Source organism: Acinetobacter nematophilus (assembly GCF_026344175.1).
GTDB lineage: Bacteria > Pseudomonadota > Gammaproteobacteria > Pseudomonadales > Moraxellaceae > Acinetobacter > Acinetobacter nematophilus.
Genome location: NZ_JAPKMY010000013.1, coordinates 1 through 20,877 on the forward strand (window position 1 = coordinate 1; position 20,877 = coordinate 20,877).

A 20,877-nucleotide genomic window follows, 5' to 3' on the forward strand; every position below is an offset into this window, starting at 1 on the left:
CTTGAATTCATCTTGTTTGCTCATTTAATCCACTAAATATGGCTTTTTTTATGGGAAAAAAGCTTTTTTGGCTTAAAATACACACAGTGAATAGGGTTTTAATGCATTATTCTCTTTACATACTCGTCTTAAACATTATACCTCATACTCAAATTTTGATCGTGATATTCAGTTATCCCTGTTCTGTAGCAGCCAAAAAGCAAGATTAAAAGAATGTGCTGAGTGCTTATCCTTACTTATACATCAGGGATAGCAATAACCAAACCATCAGTTCCTCCAGATATACAGATGCTTTGACATTGATTTTAGTTTTGGCTTTGATACTGCACGATGCCCGTATCTTGCTCCAAATACGCCAAAATCATTAAGGTCAGTTCTTTTTTAAGCTGTTGCTCTGAAATTAGAAAGTTGTTATGACTCACATAGCGCATCATGGTAAAAAGTGTGCTGTTGATAATCACAAAAGATTTATTCTTGAGTACTTCAAAACTCCAATCTTTAAAAAAACGACTAAATACATATAAGCCCACTTCGTAGAAATGTTTTTCTAAAACTTTTGCAGCTTCTGAATTGTTATAGCCATGCCAATGTTTTAAGACTTCTATAAAGAAACCTCCATCCGCTTTCATCGTGTCAAAACCGAATTGAATACTAAGCGGTATGATTTCATTTAAGCTTAAACCTTCTTGACTGATGGCAATTTGCTTAAGTGAAAGTCCGAGCTGTTCGCTTTTACGGCGTAGTAACTCCTGAATGATGTCTTCTTTATTGCCAAAATACTGATATATCGACCCAACGCTGACACCTGATTTTTCAGAGATCTTAGGTGTAGTAACATTCACTAAACCCTGCTCCGCAATACACAATTGTGTTGCTTCTAAGATGCTGTCGACAATATTTCGAGCACGCTGTTGTTGGGGTTGTTTTCTCATTGGCATATTCATCCCGAAATGCGAATTGAATACGAATAATTATTCATATTAGAGTTTGACTAAACAATAACCAGGTCAAATATAAAATGCAAACCTCAGTTAAACCACAAAGGCTCGCACCGTATGAAAAAATGTCACAAACAAATTTCAAGACCAGAATTTTTCATTATTTTACAGACCAATCGCTACAGCCCAGTTATGCCGAGTATTTATCTTTAAACAATGCGCTACAAACGGGTGATGTTGCAATGGATCAAGTCATGGATTGGGTCATGACCAACCCCAGACAAAATCGTAAGCTTTTTGAAACGGCGTTGTACCAAGGTTTAGATAAACTCCCCCATGATATTCCAGTGCTCACTGATTTTTTTAAAATAATCGAGCATGCGCCGAGTTGGCTGGATTCAGCCAAAATTGAAACAGCAATCAAATTTACACATCGTTTAGGTACCAATGGAACATTCATCCTACGCGACCTGGCTTTAATGACGGGTTATCAATACCCGGGCTTTAATCAACCACTCATTCAGACAGGGGCTTTGCATAAGTACGCAGGGAAACGTTTAGCAGAAACACACAAGTGGTGGTTAGATGTGAATCAACTGAATAGCTTCTCACGTTTTAACGATGGTTTTACCTCTACAATTTATGTTCGATTCATTCACTCTCTTGTACGTTATCAGTTAAACAAGTCAAAAGATTGGGATCACGAGATGTGGGGTGTACCCATTAATCAATATGATCAAGCCATGACCAATATTGCCTTTAGTGCGGTGCTTCTGATTGGTGTTAGAGCCATTGGCATTTTTCCAAGCAAAGCTGAATCCGATGCCCTGATGCATTTTTGGAAGTATGCAGGTTGGTTAATGGGGATAGATGAAAAGTGGTTGGTCAATAAGGAGTCTGAAGCGTGGAAACTATTACAGTGGATGAATTATGCACACCCAAAAGTAGATGAAAGCAGTAAAGCTTTAGCCATCAGTTTATCTAAAGAACCTTTTGAACGGCATTATAAATACTTCAATAGATTCTTACAGAAAAAAGCGTATCAAAACCATTTAGACATCACCCAGTTTTTTATCGGGTCACGTAAAATGAAAAATCTGGGACTCAAACCGCGTACTCTGGCATGGTATCCGTTTTATTTAATTGCAAAAAACACTTTGGTTTACCGTGGAGCAAAACATATCCCTAAACTAGAGCAATATTTGCAACAAAGTGGTCGTGCAGAACAAGAGTATGCCCTAAGCCTGTATCAAAATGCAGGAAAACAACTCGCGACTATGCATCGGTAGTAAATTGAAAAGTTAAGGTATTAAACCTTAACTTTGTTCTCCAACCGGTGTTTATAGATATTGAGTACAACATCACTAAACTCATTCAGCACATAACGTGTCCACAAATCCGCATACCAATTTACTTCTGTTGATAAACGATAATCGATCGTTAATACCATTTTCGTTTGCTGTGGACCAATGGCTTCCAGCTGATAGTCTGTTGTCAACAAATTGAAATATGCTCCGCCAATTTTCAAATGATCATCCAAAGACCCTTTGGGAAAGGATTCCTGATCAAAAACATAGGTCCAAGCCAACTTCGTTGGTGAATGAGACTGAGTGATTTTTTCTTGGAAATGAATACCGCGTTGCCAATAAATTTGACGGATCAAACCATTCTCTGTTTGCTCAGTCATTCCAGAAATTGGTTTTGGAAAACCCATTAAAAAAATTGGACTAAATATTATTTCGCTAGACTGAATCTGCTGGATATTATTAATCGATGCAAAAACATCTTGAATAGGTGCATTCACAATAATTTCTTGGCGTGTTACACCATTATGATACTGAGAGAAATCAGGTAATAGTAACAAGCCCAGCAAAGGTAAAAGTACAATAGAGTAAACTTTATTATATGGCTTCCATAAACGTCGACATAAAAAATGCATGCAGGTCGCACCTAAAGTCGAACAGAGGAAAAATATCGGCGCTGCCATGATCAGACAAATGCCACCCTCTCTTAAAATAACTACACCAACAACAATGATCCCGAATAAAATATAAATTTGTTGAAGAAATGTTTGTTTTAAAGAATTTGGAGATTTTAAAGATTTCACATACTCCATGATCGCACCCAGACTAAAAGGTAAGAATAGTAGAAATGCCACTGTCAACATTTTTTCTGAACTTAAAGCAATCAGTGAGATGATTAAAAAATAACAAAGCACAATACAAAGCAAAGGTAACCAACGAATAAATGCTGTTCTTTCAGGATACTCCTGAAGAATTTTCATACTGGGTTGATGAAATACTCTACAAATTAATTTTCGATCAGGTTGTACAATGGTCTGATAAACACGAATTTCCTCAATTCCTTCAGCTTTTAGTCGTTCTCTGAATATTTGTTCAAACGCTGTTGTCCACGCTTCATCTGCAATGGAAACTTCCCCATATTGTTTAAAAATATTAAGATAAGCTTCTATTTTTTCATTCATTTTTAATTATCTTTACTGTTTGACCCTATTTTAAATATCTGTAATCAAAAAGGAAGTCCTCAGACCTCCTTTTTATTTTAAGATTTTTTTAAATCATCAATGACTATGCATGGGCTCAGAAGCTGAATGCTCCATATTTTGCATATCTTCGTGACTCATCTTCGACATATCATGCTGTTCAGTAGCCTTCTGTTTTTGGCTCGGCATATAGTCAGGTTCATTGGTAATCGCCAAATAGAAGATTCCCATGAAGATACAGCTTAAAATAATTGCGATAACTAGCAATTTCCATCCCCAAAATGATTTTTCTGGAGATAACTTATTACTGTCATTACTCATATGACATCCTCATATTTCGGTAAAATTAAAATTTCATGCTCACGCGCGCCCAATAGTTACGCCCAGTATTGTTAAATTGCTGTGTACCAACTTGACCATCAGCACCCACACCCAACTTATTCAAATGTTCTGTATAGGTTTTATCGAATACATTATCGACACCAACAGACAAATTCAGATTTTTTTGAATGTTGTAAGATGCATTGAGTGCCAAAGTCGTAAAACCTTTGCTTTCACCTGTATCATAGCCCACGATATTACCTTGGTTTAGACTAATGCGATCCTGTTTTGCCACGGCACGCCATAACAGCCCAAAAGAATATTGATCTTGCACATAACGCAAGTTTAAACGCCCTTCCAATGGTGCAATCTGTGGTAATGCTTGATGTGTGTCAGTGTTTTCACCCCATGCATACATTGCACTAAGATCAGCTTGAATGGCATCAGTAAATTGGTAACCTACCCCAGCTTCTGCACCTGCAATAGTTGCATCGACATTTTTTGCACCCGCACTAAATGAAGAGCCGTGATCATGCCCACCCATTCCAGCTTTTGGATGGTTATGGTAGCTCAATAAAATAAAGTCATTAATCAACCCAGCATATGCAGATGTCCAGAAACTTAATGGTCCCTGTTGATATTGATAACCAAGATCCAACTGTAAAGTTTTTTCAGTATCTAAGCCATTAAAAGCATTAGGTGTACCAGGATTACCATGAACTGAACTAAAAAGCTCCCAATAATCTGGAACACGTTCCACATAACCCAATCCAATATAAGACTTGGCATTATGTTCAGGATGCTGACCTTCTAAACGTATAAAGGCACTTGGTAATGTTTTATCTAACTCAAGATTAAACCCTTTTACTTTTGATTCTGCTCTTAAGTCCTTTACATTCACTTGATCTAAACGAGCACCTGTCACCAGTTTGTAGGCATCATTAAATTGATAGCCTAACTCGCCAAATGCACCGTAAGATTGAAACCGCATATCTTCTCTAAAAGCAACATTCATTGATGGCATCGTTGGCGATGACATACTGCCACCATGCTTGTTTAATTGAGAGTCTATTCCTGTAATTAAGCTCAGCTTATCCCATTCGCTGGTCATGGCTAGACGGCTATTTAGGGTACGGCGTGTGACTTGCATTGCCATTGGATTCGACACCATTTGATGTGTATCCATATCATGTGTCATTGGTGGTGTACGCAAACTAAAATTATCCATAATATGGTCGTTATAACTATAATTGACCTGCCCTTCGATTTTTTTAATCACAGGGCTCAGATTTTTTTTCTCAAAACGTAGACCAAGGCTTTCACGGGCAAACTGCGAGCCATCCATGGTTCGACCTGCATATTCAGCCTCACCATCCGCCTTACCACCTGTTAACTCAATCCAAGTATCCTCATTGGGTGTCCACCCCAAAGCCAAGTCCGTATTCCAGCGCTCCCAAGAAGATGGAACTTTATTGCCATCACCATCTTCATAACTATTGGATTCAGAACGATTGGCATTGACACGTAAATATTTTTTGCTGTCGCCAACAGCTGCTTCAATATTGTGGTCCAAACGCCCAAAAGAGCCGACCAAAACACTCGCCTGACCTACATAGTTTTTCTCATCAGTCAGTGTTGGTTTTTGACGTTCAAAAATGACGGTTGCTGCCGAACCAGTGTTGGCATATTGAACGGTTTGCGGTCCTTTCACGACTGAAATTCGGTCATAGCTTTCAGGTTGAATATAAGATGTGGGTGCATCCATTCGTGCAGGGCATGCACCTAAGTTCTCAGTACCATCTGTTAATATTTTGATGCGTGTACCAAACATGCCACGGAATGTAACATCACCATTGGTTCCACCACTTTTAATGGAGTTAAAACCCGCGATACTTTGTAGATAGTCCGCACCATCTGTTGCAGGTACAGGCTGAATTGGCTGTTTAGGATCAGCATGAACAATCAATCCGTTGGCGTCATTATTAAGCTGAGCTGTCACCACAATCGGTGTGAGTTGAGCAGTTTCCTGCTGATCTTGAGCAAAAGTTGTCGCTGAATAGCAAGCGATACAAATCGCAGCCGCTAAAGGCTGTAAAAAAAATTGAGGTTGAGCCATTTTCTTTCTCTTAAATCATAAATATGAGCTGCGACAAAGCAGCATCAGGATCCCGACAAAAAGATCCACAATGAAAGTTTTGATTTAAGCGAAAATGGGCGGAGCGCGTCCCTGAGGAAGTAAAAATAAACGCTGCAGGACAAAATAAACATGTCGAAATGCTTTTTGAAATGCAACCAGACGTACTTGTATACGATCTAATATTTCTTTGACTTCAAGTTCTGGGGGTAAAACCAGATTGCCATAGACTGTGCAGTATTGGCATTGGTGACCCGCATCATGATGGTGACTTATGTGCTCTTGTGCAACAGGCTCATCTGCCATCAAATGCTGATGTCCCGAAGCCTCGTGCTTCAAAGAAGCTGAATGATGCTGATGATGAGTGCTTTGTTGATGTTTCTCGTAAAAGTGACTTTGCACCAAAGCTTGAGTAATAGTTTCACAGACCGGCGCAATTTGATATTGCTTCGGTAGCAAAGGCTGTAAAAATACAGCAATCTGTAAAAAAACTGCGGTAAATCCCAGCAGTAAACCTATTCTCAACAAAACGTTCGTCTCAACATTTTTCGAGCCAAAGTATAGCAAAGCCCAAACAAAATTGGGCTTTATATTGAAGAAAAATTCAAGAAACTTTTAACTTTCAATTCTCTATATCAACGTTTTGCTGGAACTTTCTGCTTTTCACGTTGACGCACGACTTTTTCAACTTTTTCACGCGCTCGTTGACGCTTCAACGGAGATAAGTAGTCAACAAATAACTTACCGTTTAAGTGATCCATTTCATGTTGAATACACACTGCCAATAATTCATCCGCTTCAAGCTCAAAAGCTTTACCATCAAGGTCAATTGCTTCAATTTTAACTCGTGACGGACGCTCAACTTTATCGTATATTTGAGGAACAGAAAGACAGCCCTCTTCATAAGAGAATGTTTCCGCTGTAAGTGGTGTTATTTTGGGGTTAATGAACACCATAGGTTGGTCTTTATTTTCAGACAAATCCATGACGATAAGTTGAATATGTTGATCGACCTGTGTAGCCGCCAGACCAATACCTGGCGCTTCATACATGGTTTCAAACATGTCAGCTGCTAATTGACGAATTTCATCGGTTACAGCATCGACAGGTTTTGCAATGGTACGTAAACGGGGATCAGGAAAACTTAAAATTGGTAATAAGGCCATACTGTATCCTCTGTTGCTATGCCATTGATCTTAAAACTAAATGAAGAATATGCTTCATTAAAAAAATGTGTGTAATATGCGTATTATAACGCATATAGAGACATAATTTTAGGAATTATGATAATGAAAAAGGTTTTAACTGGCATAACACGTTTTCATGCCAAGGGGTTCAAGAAACAGTTGCTTGCCGTGACACTGTGTTTAAGTGCAGGATTCACTTACATGGAAATGACACATGCAAGCCCGAATGTTAATCCACCTGCACTCAAAGCCAGTGCTCCCAATGTTTATGTGGTAAAACGTGGTGATACCTTATGGGATATTGCAGGGAAATTTTTAAGTAAGCCTTGGCGTTGGCCTGAAATCTGGGCAAGCAATAAACATGTTAAAAATCCGCACTGGATTTATCCTGGTGATAAATTACTGCTCTGCACTCTAGATGGTCGTCCATTAATCGGCGTAGATGAGGGTGACGGTTGTGATGGTATTATTCGTCGTCATCAAGGTGGAACATCTTTACGCCCACAAGTACGTGTTGAGTCATTAGGCAGCGCAATTTCAGTAATCCCCTTATCTGATATTCAACCGTGGTTAGAACACAGCATTGTCATCAGTCCTGAGTCTTTACAGAATATCCCTTATACCATTGGTGCTGCTGACAATCGTGTGATTACAGGCGCAGGTCAAACCGTATATGCACGTGGAAATGGCTTAGTCGTTGGTCAGCGTTATGGCATTTACCGTGAAGGTAAACCTTATATATTCCTCAATGCGGAAGGTAAAAAGTTTAATGCAGGATTGGAACTATCTGAAGTTGCTTCAGCAATCGCAACGGCGGGTGAAAATGATGTCACCACACTTGAGTTGACCAAGAGCTACAATGCCGAAGTTCGTAAAGGTGATTATGTTCTTCCAAGTTATGATGCAGAACTGCCAAGCTTGTTCTACCCAACCACCAACAATGAAGTGAGTAGTGGTGGTAAAGTCGTTCGTGTTCAAGGTTCGATTGGTACAGCAGCGCAACATAGTGTGGTCACCATTGATCGTGGTAGCTTACACGGTGCAAAACCTGGACAAATATTGAGTATTTACCAACAAGGTGAAGTGGTTCGTGATCCGAAAACCAAGGAATCGGTAAAATTACCAAGTCAGCACATTGGTACACTGATGATCTTTAAGAGCTTTGATCATCTGAGCTATGCTTATATTCTAGAAAGCAATTTACCAATTAAAATGGGTGCGGAGATCAAACCACCTGCGATCACAGACCACTGATTCTTCAGTTGTGTGATATAAATATGTTGAATCAAATACCCGATCATCAATTGAATGCCATTCAACTATGGTATTTGGTTCAACACTCAACCAGCGCATTCCGTAAACTGGAAAGTTATTTTGGCTCTATTGCAAAAGCGGTAGCCCCTGAAAGTTTAATCCGTTGGTCTGAACTTAAAATTCATAAAAATCATATCGAAAGAGCCAAAGTCTTTGTAACGCTACAAGGACAATCTCAATTTAAAATGTGCTTGGATAAAATCCAGCTACATAGTGATTTTATTCTACTAGATACTGATTCAAATTATCCGCAACAACTGCTTCCTTATCAAAATCATCCTCCAATTTTATTTGGTAAAGGGTCTTCACAAAACTTGAGCCAACCTCAAATTGCGATTGTCGGCAGTCGAAAAGCCAGTCCGCATGGCAAACAAGTAGCTTACGATTTTGCCTATTATTTAAGTGAAAAAGGTTTTTTTATTACCAGCGGTTTAGCACAAGGAATAGATGAAGCTGCACATATGGGCGGTCTCAAAAATCAGCGAACCATTGCGGTGATTGGAACGGGTTTAGATCTGGTTTATCCCAATCAAAATCGAAATTTACAGACACAGATTCTACAAAGTTCTGGAAGCATCATCAGTGAGTATCTCCCTGAAACTCAGCCTATTCCTCGTAATTTTCCTTATCGGAATCGTATTGTAAGCGGTCTCAGTCTAGGTGTTCTTGTTGCTGAAGCACAATTACGGAGTGGTTCATTGATTACCGCACAAACAGCTGCTGAACAAGGTAAAATTATTTTTGCCATTCCTGGGCATATTTATGGAGAACATCACCAAGGTTGCCATCAACTCATTCGTGAGGGTGCAATCCTCGTGGACCATCCTGAACAAATTGTGGAAGACTTAGCCCTACCCACACAATGGCAATGTACACAGCAAGCTGAAATCAGCGCACAATTACCCGAGATGCCTGAACATTTGTTCCAACTCTACCAATTACTGGATTGGATTGGGCAAGACCTAGATACATTGGCCCAAAAGTCCGAACTCAACACTGCGGAATTAACCAGCTATTTAATGGAACTAGAGCTGTTAGGACGGTGCATTCAACAATCTGGACTATACTTACGTTGCCGAGTCAGCTATTAAGGTTCACAATAGCCTTCTATTTTTCAAACTGACAAGGTGAACATCAATGATTACAACCTCAGTTGCTGAAGCTGCACAAATTCTTCAACAAGGTAAAGTATTGGCTTATCCAACAGAGGCGGTATGGGGTCTAGGTTGTGACCCATTCAATGAACACGCATTTTTAGAAATTCTTAGGTTAAAACAACGCCCTATCGAAAAAGGGGTAATTTTACTGGCAGGTCAACTTTCACAAGTTGAGCACCTACTGACAAAAATAGACCCAAGTATCCGTGAACAAATCATACAGTCATGGACACAACGCTCTCACACAGAACGGGCGACGACATGGTTGCTTCCCGCAGATGAGCAGATTCCAAAATGGATCAAAGGTCAACATACGCAAGTCGCTGTTCGAGTCACCAATCACCCATTATGTACCGCTTTATGCAATGCATTTAATGGCTTTATTGTTTCAACCAGTGCCAATCCTGCAAGTTTAACACCCGCTCGCTCATTACAAGAAGCCAGTCATTACTTTGGCTCGGAATTGAATTATTTAAATGGTGACTTGGGTTTAAGCCGAGAGCCAAGTAAAATTATTGATGCATTATCAGGACAGATCATTCGTGATTAATCATAGATGTCTGCATTAACAAACCATCTTTGTAAAAATTCACATTAAAAAAAAAGCAAAAAAAAACTCAGCCATATATAGGGTTGGCTGAGTATAAAAAAGGATGCGGTTAATCACATCCAGAGGGTATGATGAATTTGATAAATGCAGTGTAAGCCACTTTCATTAAGAAATTCTTAATTGGCTCCGATGAAAAATATTATCCTATAAATATTTTTCGAATACAAACACATTATTCAGCTTATTTTTTAATCATACTTTATAATCATCAGTCGGCCACAAACACTCAATATATTTAAGTAGTTAAATTTATTTTATTATTTGAGATTTTAAACGGTAAATTCTTAATTAAAAATAATTTTTGAGTGAAATTAATACTTAATCAGAACAAAAAACAGTTAATTAATCGTATAAATTTCACTCAGTATAAATTTAAGAGGCAGAAACAGATTTACTTTTTTTGACACTATGTGACTTTTTTTGTGCCAAAGCAATGCCGACTAAAATGATGATACCACCAATGGTATGATAAATCGTCCAATCTTCATGTAACCAGAAATAAGCTATAATGGCGGTAAATACTGGCATTAAGTTCATGAAGATACTGGTTCGATTTGGACCTAGATATTGAACAGCCATCATCCAGAGTAACGGTGCGATCAGAGAAGGAAATGCACCGGCATACAGCACACTGGCAGCATTACTCGCATTTATGACATCAATTCCCAAATAAAATACAAAAGGTAAGTGATAAATCAAAGTAAATGCGATTTGTACATATAGACTCAAGAGTAATGGCACTTTTAATTGCCATTTCTTTAAAAAGACTCCATAAAAGGCATAAAAGAACACGGCTAGGACCATGATCAAATCACCTGAATGACCCGCCAATTGGGTCAAATGAGTAAAATCTCCACGTCCGATCACATACACCAAACCCGCAAAAGACAATATACTTCCAACCACCGCATAGCGATTTGGAATTTCACGCAACAACATCATTGACACGAGAATGGTAAATACAGGTATAAAGGCATTGATAATGCCCATATTCGTTGCAGTGGTATAATGCGCCGCACTATATGCCAAACCTTGATACAAGAACATCCCAAAAGCACTCAGTACAGCTAATTGCATAAAGTGCTGACGGATTAAATCCCATTGCTGCCAAACCTTGGGCAACATCAAAGGCGTCAAAAGAATAAATGCCACCAACCAACGATAAAAACTAATACTGACAGGTGAAATATAATCAGTTACATAACGTGTCACCGCAATATTCAGTGACCAAATCAAAACAGCGATAATGGGTAAACTGACTGCCCACCACATGGGTTTAGTGTTGCTGTACATAACTTCGACTATTCATGAGAACTTGCAATGATTATCAATGAAGTCTGAATCAATTTAAATAAGGCATTCCAGACATCTATAGGGCTTTTCAGACAAATCATTTTGAGATATTGATCTTACTGAAAATTCTCAAGCCTAAAATAAGTCCCAAGTCTTTATTGCCAGTGCTACCACATTTTGCAGCTGTTTTAGGCCTACCCCATCGCGAGCCTGCATGGTTAAACCTTGAATCACTGTAGAATAATAATCTGCCATCGCTTGTAAATCAGCTTTTGAATTTAGATCACCATCTCTTATACCCTGCGCTAAACGTTGATAAATTTTTTCTTTAACTTGTTGTCTTTTGAGTAACAAATCATATTGAATTGGAGCATTTTCTTGAGAACAATTGATGGTCGCTGTGACCAACATACAACCCGTTGGTTTATTTTGTTGAACGAGCTTTTTAAGATTTTCATGCAGATAAAGCTCAATGGCAATTTTTGCAGTCTTGGCTTCTTGAAAAATAATATCTAGTGAACAAGCCTCGTGTTTTAAGTAATAGGCTAGACATGCATGAAAAAACTGTGATTTATCGCCAAAACTACTATAAATACTCGGTGCAGTCAGGTTCAGTGCTTTGGTTAAATCACTCATGGATGTTGCTTCATAACCAAACTCCCAAAACAACAGCATCGCTTTGTGTAATGCCTGTTGCTCATCAAAACATTTGGGGCGACCACGTCCGCGTTTAATCACCTGTTTTTCTGAGACTAAATCATGTTCTTCAGAATTCGCCATAACCTTCACACATATTTTTATAACAAACATTATTAAATTAATTGACAGCTAAGAATTAATCAAATATTTTATTTTTATAACGATCGCTAATGAATTAAAACTCTCCCTCACTTTCTCACGCTTTCATCAGGACTATATCCATGAACATGATGCAATCAGAAATCTCGCAACAACCTCCAACAGAGGTTGCCCCCAGTAATCAAGGCAGTTGGCTAGCATTGCTGACGGTTGCTGTCACTGCTTTTGCTTTGGTCACCAGCGAATTTCTTCCCATTGGTGTTCTGAATAGTATTTCTGCAGATTTGCATGTTTCTGTCGGTACAGCAGGATTGATGATTACATTACCAGGGATCATGGCAGCCTTAGCGGCTCCACTGTTACCTGTCCTGGTAAAAAACTTGGATCGTCGTTATTTGCTACTCGCTCTTGCCGCAACCATGGTCATTGCCAATGCCATTACTGCAATTGCACCGAATTTTGAAATTTTATTAATCAGTCGTTTTATTCTTGGTTTTGCGATTGGTGGCTTCTGGGCAACAGCAATTGCTTTAAGTGGTCGTTTAGCACCGAGTCAACTGCCTATTGCCAAAGCAACCGCGACAGTTATGGCTGGTGTAACGTTAGCGACTGTGCTTGGTGTGCCGATTGGCACATGGCTCAGTGATGCTTATGGTTGGCGCACATCATTTGCCATTACTGCAGTCATCGGATTTATAGTCTTGTTGCTGGGTGTCAAATTTATCCCGAGTCTAAAGCCAGAATCAGCCATCCATTTTAAAGACTTACCTGCTCTATTAAGAATCAATAAAGCCAGACAAGGTTTAATTATTATTTTATTAATTGGTTTAGCTCACTTTTCTTCATTTAGTTATCTCACACCATTTTTCAAAAATTCAGCAGGTTTTGATAATGCAACCATCAGTTCACTCTTGTTACTATTTGGTGTAGCTGGCGTATTTGGGAATGCGTTTGCTGGTTACAGTGGTAACTTAAATGTTCGCTATACTTTTGCCTTTGTCGCAATTTGTTTTGGGATTGTGTTCTTCGGCTTCCCACTCTTGGCAATTCAACCGATTGGTGCATTTATTCTGACTGCGCTGTGGGGTTTTGCATTTGGTGCGTTTCCAACAACAGCCAATATATGGATGTTTTTACATGCGCCCCATGCAGTTGAAAAAGGCATGCCTTTATTTGTTGGTTTTTTCCAAGTCATGATTGCAACAGGTGCTTTGATCGGCGGCTATGTTGTTGATCATTTTAATGCCAACATTTTGTTGTATAGTGTACTGAGTTTTATTGTTTTAGCCTTTATTTCAATTTTCACCTTGAGTCGAGGCTTAAATAATCCAAAAGCTGAAACCAATGCTATGCAATGTGAGAGTTCAAACTTTTAACCATGTATTCAAATATGATCTCTGTAGAAGAATTTTTCTATCAGAAACATGATGTCGTCACCCCCCATTGTAATCTATGGGGTGACTTCAATTTAAGCCTCAATGGTACTTTAGAACTGACGGTTGCAGATCAAATCTATTTATCCCCGCCCAGTTATGGTTTATGGATTCCCCCGCAAACTGAACACTGTTGTACAGCGATAGATGATTTACTCACACGTTATATCTGTATCCGTCTTCATCCCCTGCTTTGCCAACAGCTGTCAAGCAACACAAAAACTTTAAGTATTCGACCATTTTTACGGCATACCATTGAAGAGATTTTAGACCAGCAAAAGCAAGGAATTCCATCCCCTTCATATCATCAACACCTATTACAATTGTTGGTTGATCAAATTCAAAGTAGCCCCTGTTATGAACACTATTTACCGCAAACGGATCATCCGATTTTAAAACCTATTCTTGAACAGCTTTCAGACACCCGGCAATTTAACCGCGGTTTACAAGAAATCTTAGACAGCTTTCAGATTACTGAACGACACGCACTCCGGTTAAGCCAAGACTCCCTAAAACTGTCTCTGTCCGAATGGCGAAACCGTGCCAAGATCATTCATGCAATTTCACTGATTCAACAGGGATTTTCAGTTAAAAAAATCAGCCTAGAATTGGGATACCAACATACCTCTAGCTTTATTGAGTTTTTTAAACGCTATACCCATCAAACACCTGCTCAGATGCGTAATATTTAGATCAAGACCTTTTTTAAGTGATAATTTTCACTTTATTGCTAAGCTTATGTACAAAAATACTATAGAAAATTGCCTTAAAATTGTGCATTTTGCATCTTATGCTCAAAATTAAGCATATAACTTTATGAATATGTAGACTTAGGTCAGATTCTTAAGAATTTTAAATAATGAAGGGTTTTATAATGAAAAAATTACTACTTGCTACGCTATGTGCTTCAGCATTCGCTTTAACTGCGTGTGATAAAAAACCAGCAGATGCTGCGTCTGGTTCGGATAGCAAACCAGCTGCTGCAGCTGCTTCTCTCAGTACCAACAATACTGCGGATATCAAAAGCGATTTAACTGCACTGCAATCTATGTCTACAGCAAAAGCAAAAGAAGCATTAAACTTCCAAACTGAAGTGATGCAAGCTGCTCAAAAAGGGGATAAAGATGCACTGAAAGGTGTTGTTGATAAAATGAAAAACTATGTTGATGGCTTCAACAAAGACTTGGATGGTTTGGCTCTGAAGAGTACTGAGGTTGCGTCGGTACGCGACAAAATGAAGGAATCAAACAACCTTGGCGTTGAAATGGCTGAAGCTGGTTTAGCAAGTTCACCAGATCCACAAAAAATTATGGAGCTTCAAAAGAAAGGCACTGAGTTACAGCAAAGCCTGTTAACTGAAATGCAAGCACTTCAAACCAAAGCCAATGCTGCACCATAATTCATTCAATTTGATGTATGTTAAAAGCAGATCTCTTGATCTGCTTTTTTTATTTGCACTTAGATACAAATGCAACTTGCCGAAATCATTCAATATCGTTAAAACATTAAACATATTTTTCTACTCGAAGACTTAATGTTTAAGGATAAAACCATGCACAATTCTGTATACGATATTCCCGTCAACACCATAAAAGGTGATCCCGTTACCTTAAATCAATATCAAGGTAAAGTCCTGTTAATTGTCAATGTTGCTTCTAAATGCGGGCTGACACCACAATATGAAGGGCTTGAAAAACTATATACCGAAAAGAAAGATCAAGGATTTGAAGTATTAGGCTTTCCAGCAAACAACTTTCTTGCTCAAGAACCCGGTAGCAATGATGAGATCGAGCAATTTTGTTCATTGACCTACAATGTAGATTTCCCGCTATTTGCAAAAATTTCAGTGGCTGGAGATGACAAACACCCGCTCTATGACACTTTAATTCATGCAATCCCAGAGCGTATTGGTGAAGGTCCATGGTGGAAAGATTTAGTCGATTACGGTTTAACGCCAAATCCAAAACCAGAAGTGCTTTGGAACTTCGAGAAATTCTTAATTGGGAAAAATGGCGAAATTGTGGCACGTTTTGCGCCGGATATTACTGCTGATGACCCACGCATTACTTCAGCAATCGAAGCTGAATTAGCTAAATGACGATGCTGTTTGATGCTGAACATCGTGAATGGATGATCTAAAATAGTCTAGCGCGATTTTATAGATCATTGGATACCCAGGATTAAAGAGTATGGGTGCAACGATTGCACTCGTGCTCTCTCATTTTCAAAGAATTGAATGCTTCAGGTTACAGTCTGTATACCCTTTGCAACAATCCTCAATCTCTACATTTTTGCATCCTATATTATTTATTGCATAGCCAATCAGATGAATTGTGGATCTAAATGAAAAAGTTGCTACAAGGTGCTGTTTTACCTTTTATTATTTTTACTTCAGGCATTTTACTTTTGGGCTGTAATCAAGCAATTGAACAATCACGTCAACAGCAAGAGTTTGAATCGAATGAGACATCCGATCAAGTATTGAACTCAAAATCAGAAGTAACCCATAAAACTTCTGAGGATTTAAAATCGGGTAACCTGTTTTATATTGCTCGTGACGTTGCCGATGTACAATTAAAAACTGGCGATTATATTGAAAAACTGCAACAAACCCAATCGGATTTACAACAAGCTCTCCAATCTAAAGACAGTATCGTACTACAACAAACCGTAAAAGATCTGAGCCGTGAGCTACAGGGCTTTAACACTGCTTTAATTTCTCTAGACCTGAAGAGTCAGGAAATCGATGGCTTACGCCAGCAAGTTTTACAAAGTAATCAGCAACTTCTTAACGCTGCGTTGCTAAATGGTGAAGTAGATATTTCAAAAGTCGATTTTAAGAAAATTGAGCAGCAGATGAATAATATTCAAATGGATATGCTTAAGCTTGCAAGTATGATGATTCCCAACTCAAAAGACATGGCATCCTCCGAACAAAGTTGATCTGGTATCCCATTGATTCTTTTAGATAGGCTTGGCAGCATTACATGAGGGATCTTGTCCCAATGCTCGTTTTGCATCAAGTTTAAAACGAGCTTGAGCAGATTTATAACCTGTGGGTAAGAATAGGGTTAATCGGGTTTTATTTTTACCGATAGATTCCACCAAAGTTTTTGACAAATAGGCTCCGCCTTCTGTACGCGCAAATAAAGTGCCCATTTCCAAATCTTGTTCTAATTTATTGTCAGTAAACACAAAGTCATGTTCGCCAGTAAAAGCAACACATCGGCCATAAGCCATTTTTAGATTTTTAAAAGCAACAAGATAATCAATATTCAACTCCGTTTCCAAGCCATTATTGACTGAATTTGCCACTAAATTGGCTTCAGTGGGTAGATTCGGTGTCGTGACAAACTGACTTTGACATGCACTCAGACTGCCGACAATAAATACGCAAAATATAGAGCGAAATTGAATATATTTTTTCATTTTAGATTTATTAACGTTCTCCACATTGAATCGATTGTAGCAGAATTCATAAACATGCTTTAATACTGAATTCATCGTATTTTGTAGTGTTTCATGCAGCTGATTCTATTCACAGGTGTACAAGCTTCTGGTAAATCAACATTTTATCAACACTATTTTTACCATACTCATTTACGTATCAACTTAGATATGCTGAAGACAAGGCATCGTGAGAATATCATCTTTGAAGCAGCTTTGGCTTCAAAAACCAAAATTGTGATCGACAATACCAATATGCGCCAGGTCGATCGTACCCGTTATATACAACGTGCCAAAGCCGTAGGTTTTCAAATCATTTCTTATTATTTTGAAACAGACCTCGACAGCACTCTACAACGGAATGCGCAACGCTCAGGTAAAGCCAATATTCCAGAAAAGGGCGTAAAAGCCACATTTTATAAACTCGAAATTCCCAAAATTTCTGAGGGCTTTGATGCATTATTTAAAGTAAAACTCATTCCAAACGATGGCTTTGCAATTCAGTCTGTTGATCAATAAAAATTTAGTCTTGCGCTGTTTTCCATAGTTGAAATGCCATTTGCATCTGTTGTTGAATCTGTACCGACACTTTATTGCGTTCTAAATTTGAAAAGTCACCACGATAGGTTTCCGCCACAATCGAGTTTGCCAAATCTTCGATTGCAATTCGTCCTTTGTGCTGATACTGCACAATATCTGTTTCAGTGAGTGCAATATCCCAACAAGATACAACTGAGCTCATATCCACAGCAATGCTGAGATAATATTGGTCTTGAGCTTGGTAGAGTTCCCAAAAGTGCGCTTGCTGCTCAATAAGTTGCATCATTGAATAAAATTCCATTTTTATTGTTCAGATTATGCTAAAACTAGTTCATCTTGAAATATAACTTTAGCATGATGAATAATTCGTAGTATCGCCATGAGATTTGATGATTTAGATCGTACATTACGTGTTTTTGAAACAGCTTATGACTTTTGTGTTCCTCCTGAGCAATATATTGTGGTTCGACTGGATGGACGGGGCTTCACCAAGTTGACCAAAGAGATTTGGAAATTTGAAGCCCCCTTTGATCTGCGTTTTCGCGATTTGATGGTCGAAACAACGGCCCATCTCATGCAGTGTGGTTTCAATATCATTTATGGTTATACACAAAGTGATGAGATTTCCTTATTGTTTCATTTAGAAGATGACAGCTTTAATCGTAAAACACGAAAAATTATTTCTATCCTCGCTGCCGAAGCCAGCGCAAAATTCAGCATCTTACACGGTGAGATGGCAACTTTTGATGCTCGAATTTGCATACTGCCCAATGCAAAAATGACTGAAGATTATTTTCGTTGGCGCCATGAAGATGCTCATCGCAATGCACTCAATGCTCATTGCTATTGGATGTTGCGCAAAGAAGGTCAAACTGTAAACAATGCAACCTCACAAGTAAAAGGATTATCTCGCCAAGATAAACATAATTTACTTTTTAGCCGTGAAATTAACTTCAATACATTGCCATCATGGCAAAAGCGTGGCACAGGTTTATATTGGACAGAAATTGAAAAAAGTGGTTTTAATCCCAAAACCAAACAGCCGACAACCTCAATCCGTCGACAGATTTTTAAAGATTATGAATTACCTTTAGGGGATGAGTATAGTCAATTCATACAACAGCAATTTTTATTGAATCAAAAACAAGCCTTTTAAAATATATCTATTCGAGTAAACCCATATCGATCTTTGCTTATACCACTCACATGTAAATAAATTAGATATTATTAAACTCAATGCGTATTCATCTCTAAAGCCCAAGTTTTCGTGATAACCCAATTGTTTAGCAAGAGCATAAAAAAAACCACCCTCTCGGGTGGTTTTTCAATCGCCAACTGCGTTTTATTGAGCGCGGTTTTTGATTTTGCGGATGGTTTCCAACTGAGCAGCAGTTTCTGCAAGCGCAGCCAAAGCAGCAGCAGCATCCAAGTCGCTTTTTTGATTTGCGAGCAATTGTTCAGCATTTTTACGTGCTTCGATAATTGCAGCTTCATCTAAGTTGTCAGCACGAACTGCAGTATCTGCAAGAACGGTAACAACATGCGGTTGAACTTCTAGAACACCACCAGATACATAGATTAACTCTTCTGTACCGTTTTCAAGCAGAACACGAATCGCGCCCGGCTTGAGCAAAGTGACTAACGGCGCGTGACCAGGCATAATACCCAATTCACCGCCAGCACCTTTTGCGATAAGCATTGTCACAGTGCCTGAGTACAAAGACTCTTTAACACTTACAACATCACATTGCATAGTCGACATGTGAATCTCCTAAATGAGAGTTGCTAATTAAAGCTTCTCGGCTTTAGCGATCACTTCGTCAATACCACCAACCATATAGAACGCTTGTTCCGGGATGTGATCGTATTCACCAGCTAGAAGACCTTTAAAGCCACGAATTGTTTCTTTAAGTGGTACAAGTTTACCAGGAGCACCAGTAAACACTTCAGCTACGTGGAACGGTTGAGAGAAGAAACGTTGGATCTTACGTGCACGATACACAGTAAGTTTGTCTTCTTCAGCTAACTCGTCCATACCCAAGATCGCAATGATGTCTTTAAGCTCTTTATAACGTTGCAATACGTTCTGTACAGAACGTGCAATTTCATAATGCTCAGCACCAACAACCAATGGATCTAACTGGCGTGAAGTAGAGTCAAGTGGATCGATTGCTGGATAAATACCAGAAGATGCGATGTCACGGCTCAATACTACAGTTGCATCTAAGTGAGCAAATGTAGTTGCAGGCGATGGATCTGTTAAGTCATCGGCAGGTACATATACCGCTTGGATAGATGTAATCGAACCAGACTTAGTCGATGTAATACGTTCTTGAAGAACACCCATCTCTTCTGCAAGCGTCGGTTGGTAACCTACTGCAGATGGCATACGACCTAAAAGAGCAGATACTTCAGTACCAGCCAATGTGTAACGGTAAATGTTGTCAACGAACAACAATACGTCACGGCCTTTACCGTTTTCATCTTTCTCATCACGGAAGTATTCCGCCATCGTCAAACCAGTTAACGCTACGCGTAAACGGTTACCTGGTGGCTCGTTCATCTGACCGTAGACCATTGCTACTTTGTCAAGAACGTTAGAATCTTTCATTTCGTGATAGAAGTCATTACCTTCACGAGTACGCTCACCAACACCAGCAAACACAGATAAACCTGAGTGTGCTTTCGCGATGTTGTTGATCAATTCCATCATGTTTACAGTTTTACCAACACCGGCACCACCGAATAAACCAACTTTACCACCTTTTGCAAACGGGCAAAGTAAGTCAATGACTTTAATACCCGTTTCTAAAAGGTCAGTAGAAGCTGCTTGTTCAGCATAAGAAGGTGCTTGACGGTGAATCGGTAAACGCTCTTCAGTCGCTACAGGACCAGCTTCGTCGATTGGGCGACCAAGAACGTCCATGATACGACCTAAACATGCAGTACCTACTGGTACAGAAATTGGCGCACCAGTATTAGACACGTTTAGACCACGTTTAAGACCTTCAGTAGATCCCATTGCGATGGTACGAACTACACCATCACCAAGTTGTTGCTGAACTTCTAAAGTAGTTTCAGTACCGTCAACTTGGAGAGCGTCATAGATCTTAGGAACGCTGTTGCGTTCAAACTCGACGTCGATAACCGCGCCGATGATCTGAATGATACGACCGCTACTCATTGCTGTCTCCTCAATTCA

At 39.1% G+C, this 20,877-nt stretch carries 23 protein-coding genes; 11 read left to right on the top strand and 12 right to left on the bottom strand.

All coding sequences use genetic code 11. The features are described from left to right. Nucleotides 1-305: 305 nt before the first annotated feature. Nucleotides 306-932 carry a TetR/AcrR family transcriptional regulator gene (locus OSH00_RS18285; protein WP_266131614.1) on the bottom strand — a complete coding sequence of 209 codons (627 nt, stop codon included), beginning with the start codon at nucleotides 930-932 and terminating at the stop codon, nucleotides 306-308. 86 nt (nucleotides 933-1,018) lie between these two features. Between OSH00_RS18285 and OSH00_RS18290 the strand changes: the two genes are divergently transcribed. Continuing rightward, entirely contained in the window at nucleotides 1,019-2,227 is a 1,209-nt protein-coding gene (locus tag OSH00_RS18290) for an oxygenase MpaB family protein (protein WP_266131615.1), read from the top strand. Nucleotides 2,228-2,247: 20 nt separating this feature from the next. On the opposite strand, the gene OSH00_RS18295 is transcribed toward OSH00_RS18290, so the two are convergent. The 5 genes from OSH00_RS18295 to def form a co-directional block, all read right to left on the bottom strand. Beyond that, nucleotides 2,248-3,423: a hypothetical protein gene (locus OSH00_RS18295; protein ID WP_266131616.1), complete on the bottom strand. Its 1,176-nt coding sequence runs from the start codon at nucleotides 3,421-3,423 to the stop codon at nucleotides 2,248-2,250. A 96-nt stretch (nucleotides 3,424-3,519) separates the two neighbouring features. Next, nucleotides 3,520-3,762: a DUF4199 domain-containing protein gene (locus tag OSH00_RS18300; protein WP_196074670.1), complete on the bottom strand. Its 243-nt coding sequence runs from the start codon at nucleotides 3,760-3,762 to the stop codon at nucleotides 3,520-3,522. Between the two features lie 25 nt (nucleotides 3,763-3,787). Further along, nucleotides 3,788-5,878: a TonB-dependent copper receptor gene (locus OSH00_RS18305; protein ID WP_266131617.1), complete on the bottom strand. Its 2,091-nt coding sequence runs from the start codon at nucleotides 5,876-5,878 to the stop codon at nucleotides 3,788-3,790. Nucleotides 5,879-5,962: 84 nt separating this feature from the next. Then, the gene (locus OSH00_RS18310; protein ID WP_420909549.1) at nucleotides 5,963-6,463 is read right to left on the bottom strand and encodes a DUF2946 family protein; all 501 of its coding nucleotides are present in this window, start codon (nucleotides 6,461-6,463) and stop codon (nucleotides 5,963-5,965) included. Between the two features lie 68 nt (nucleotides 6,464-6,531). Continuing rightward, on the bottom strand, nucleotides 6,532-7,062 hold the full coding sequence (gene def, locus OSH00_RS18315) for a peptide deformylase (RefSeq protein ID WP_266131619.1): 531 nt from the start codon (nucleotides 7,060-7,062) through the stop codon (nucleotides 6,532-6,534). A gap of 123 nt (nucleotides 7,063-7,185) precedes the next feature. On the opposite strand from def, the gene OSH00_RS18320 reads away from it, so the two are divergent. From OSH00_RS18320 to tsaC, 3 genes are read left to right on the top strand one after another with little or no spacing between them, the layout of a single operon-like run. Next, nucleotides 7,186-8,337 carry a LysM peptidoglycan-binding domain-containing protein gene (locus tag OSH00_RS18320; RefSeq protein WP_266131620.1) on the top strand — a complete coding sequence of 384 codons (1,152 nt, stop codon included), beginning with the start codon at nucleotides 7,186-7,188 and terminating at the stop codon, nucleotides 8,335-8,337. Between the two features lie 23 nt (nucleotides 8,338-8,360). After that, nucleotides 8,361-9,488 (top strand): DNA-processing protein DprA, encoded by a 1,128-nt coding sequence (dprA, locus tag OSH00_RS18325; RefSeq protein ID WP_266131621.1) that lies wholly within the window; start codon nucleotides 8,361-8,363, stop codon nucleotides 9,486-9,488. Nucleotides 9,489-9,534: 46 nt separating this feature from the next. Further along, a complete protein-coding gene (tsaC, locus tag OSH00_RS18330) occupies nucleotides 9,535-10,104 on the top strand; it encodes an L-threonylcarbamoyladenylate synthase type 1 TsaC (protein ID WP_266131622.1) in 570 nt (189 codons plus the stop codon). A 432-nt stretch (nucleotides 10,105-10,536) separates the two neighbouring features. Here the strand turns inward: tsaC and OSH00_RS18335 are convergent, their stop codons facing one another. Then, a complete protein-coding gene (locus tag OSH00_RS18335) occupies nucleotides 10,537-11,436 on the bottom strand; it encodes a DMT family transporter (RefSeq protein WP_266131665.1) in 900 nt (299 codons plus the stop codon). Nucleotides 11,437-11,592: 156 nt separating this feature from the next. Continuing rightward, complete coding sequence (locus OSH00_RS18340; RefSeq protein WP_266131623.1) at nucleotides 11,593-12,237, bottom strand: TetR/AcrR family transcriptional regulator; 645 nt, start codon at nucleotides 12,235-12,237, stop codon at nucleotides 11,593-11,595. Between the two features lie 146 nt (nucleotides 12,238-12,383). Here OSH00_RS18340 and OSH00_RS18345 point away from each other — a divergent pair, with 146 nt between their 5' ends. The 5 genes from OSH00_RS18345 to OSH00_RS18365 all read left to right on the top strand — a co-directional run bounded on the left by OSH00_RS18345 (nucleotide 12,384) and on the right by OSH00_RS18365 (nucleotide 16,631). Beyond that, entirely contained in the window at nucleotides 12,384-13,631 is a 1,248-nt protein-coding gene (locus tag OSH00_RS18345; protein ID WP_420909551.1) for an MFS transporter, read from the top strand. A gap of 2 nt (nucleotides 13,632-13,633) precedes the next feature. Then, nucleotides 13,634-14,380: a helix-turn-helix domain-containing protein gene (locus tag OSH00_RS18350; RefSeq protein WP_266131625.1), complete on the top strand. Its 747-nt coding sequence runs from the start codon at nucleotides 13,634-13,636 to the stop codon at nucleotides 14,378-14,380. A gap of 182 nt (nucleotides 14,381-14,562) precedes the next feature. Beyond that, entirely contained in the window at nucleotides 14,563-15,087 is a 525-nt protein-coding gene (locus OSH00_RS18355; RefSeq protein WP_266131626.1) for a hypothetical protein, read from the top strand. A 153-nt stretch (nucleotides 15,088-15,240) separates the two neighbouring features. Then, on the top strand, nucleotides 15,241-15,786 hold the full coding sequence (locus OSH00_RS18360; protein WP_266131627.1) for a glutathione peroxidase: 546 nt from the start codon (nucleotides 15,241-15,243) through the stop codon (nucleotides 15,784-15,786). Nucleotides 15,787-16,031: 245 nt separating this feature from the next. Then, on the top strand, nucleotides 16,032-16,631 hold the full coding sequence (locus OSH00_RS18365) for a hypothetical protein (protein ID WP_266131628.1): 600 nt from the start codon (nucleotides 16,032-16,034) through the stop codon (nucleotides 16,629-16,631). A gap of 21 nt (nucleotides 16,632-16,652) precedes the next feature. On the opposite strand, the gene OSH00_RS18370 is transcribed toward OSH00_RS18365, so the two are convergent. Beyond that, the gene (locus OSH00_RS18370; RefSeq protein WP_266131629.1) at nucleotides 16,653-17,117 is read right to left on the bottom strand and encodes a hypothetical protein; all 465 of its coding nucleotides are present in this window, start codon (nucleotides 17,115-17,117) and stop codon (nucleotides 16,653-16,655) included. Between the two features lie 93 nt (nucleotides 17,118-17,210). On the opposite strand from OSH00_RS18370, the gene OSH00_RS18375 reads away from it, so the two are divergent. Then, complete coding sequence (locus OSH00_RS18375; protein ID WP_196074685.1) at nucleotides 17,211-17,654, top strand: ATP-binding protein; 444 nt, start codon at nucleotides 17,211-17,213, stop codon at nucleotides 17,652-17,654. A 4-nt stretch (nucleotides 17,655-17,658) separates the two neighbouring features. Here OSH00_RS18375 and OSH00_RS18380 read toward each other — a convergent pair whose 3' ends face one another. Further along, nucleotides 17,659-17,958, bottom strand: coding sequence for a hypothetical protein (locus OSH00_RS18380; RefSeq protein WP_266131666.1), 300 nt, complete (start codon nucleotides 17,956-17,958; stop codon nucleotides 17,659-17,661). 96 nt (nucleotides 17,959-18,054) lie between these two features. Between OSH00_RS18380 and OSH00_RS18385 the strand changes: the two genes are divergently transcribed. Further along, on the top strand, nucleotides 18,055-18,831 hold the full coding sequence (locus OSH00_RS18385) for a tRNA(His) guanylyltransferase Thg1 family protein (protein WP_266131630.1): 777 nt from the start codon (nucleotides 18,055-18,057) through the stop codon (nucleotides 18,829-18,831). A gap of 186 nt (nucleotides 18,832-19,017) precedes the next feature. On the opposite strand, the gene OSH00_RS18390 is transcribed toward OSH00_RS18385, so the two are convergent. After that, nucleotides 19,018-19,437, bottom strand: a complete 420-nt coding sequence (locus tag OSH00_RS18390) for a F0F1 ATP synthase subunit epsilon (RefSeq protein ID WP_266131631.1) — start codon at nucleotides 19,435-19,437, stop codon at nucleotides 19,018-19,020. A gap of 27 nt (nucleotides 19,438-19,464) precedes the next feature. Beyond that, nucleotides 19,465-20,859 carry a F0F1 ATP synthase subunit beta gene (gene atpD / locus OSH00_RS18395; protein WP_004831984.1) on the bottom strand — a complete coding sequence of 465 codons (1,395 nt, stop codon included), beginning with the start codon at nucleotides 20,857-20,859 and terminating at the stop codon, nucleotides 19,465-19,467. Nucleotides 20,860-20,877 lie beyond the last annotated feature (18 nt).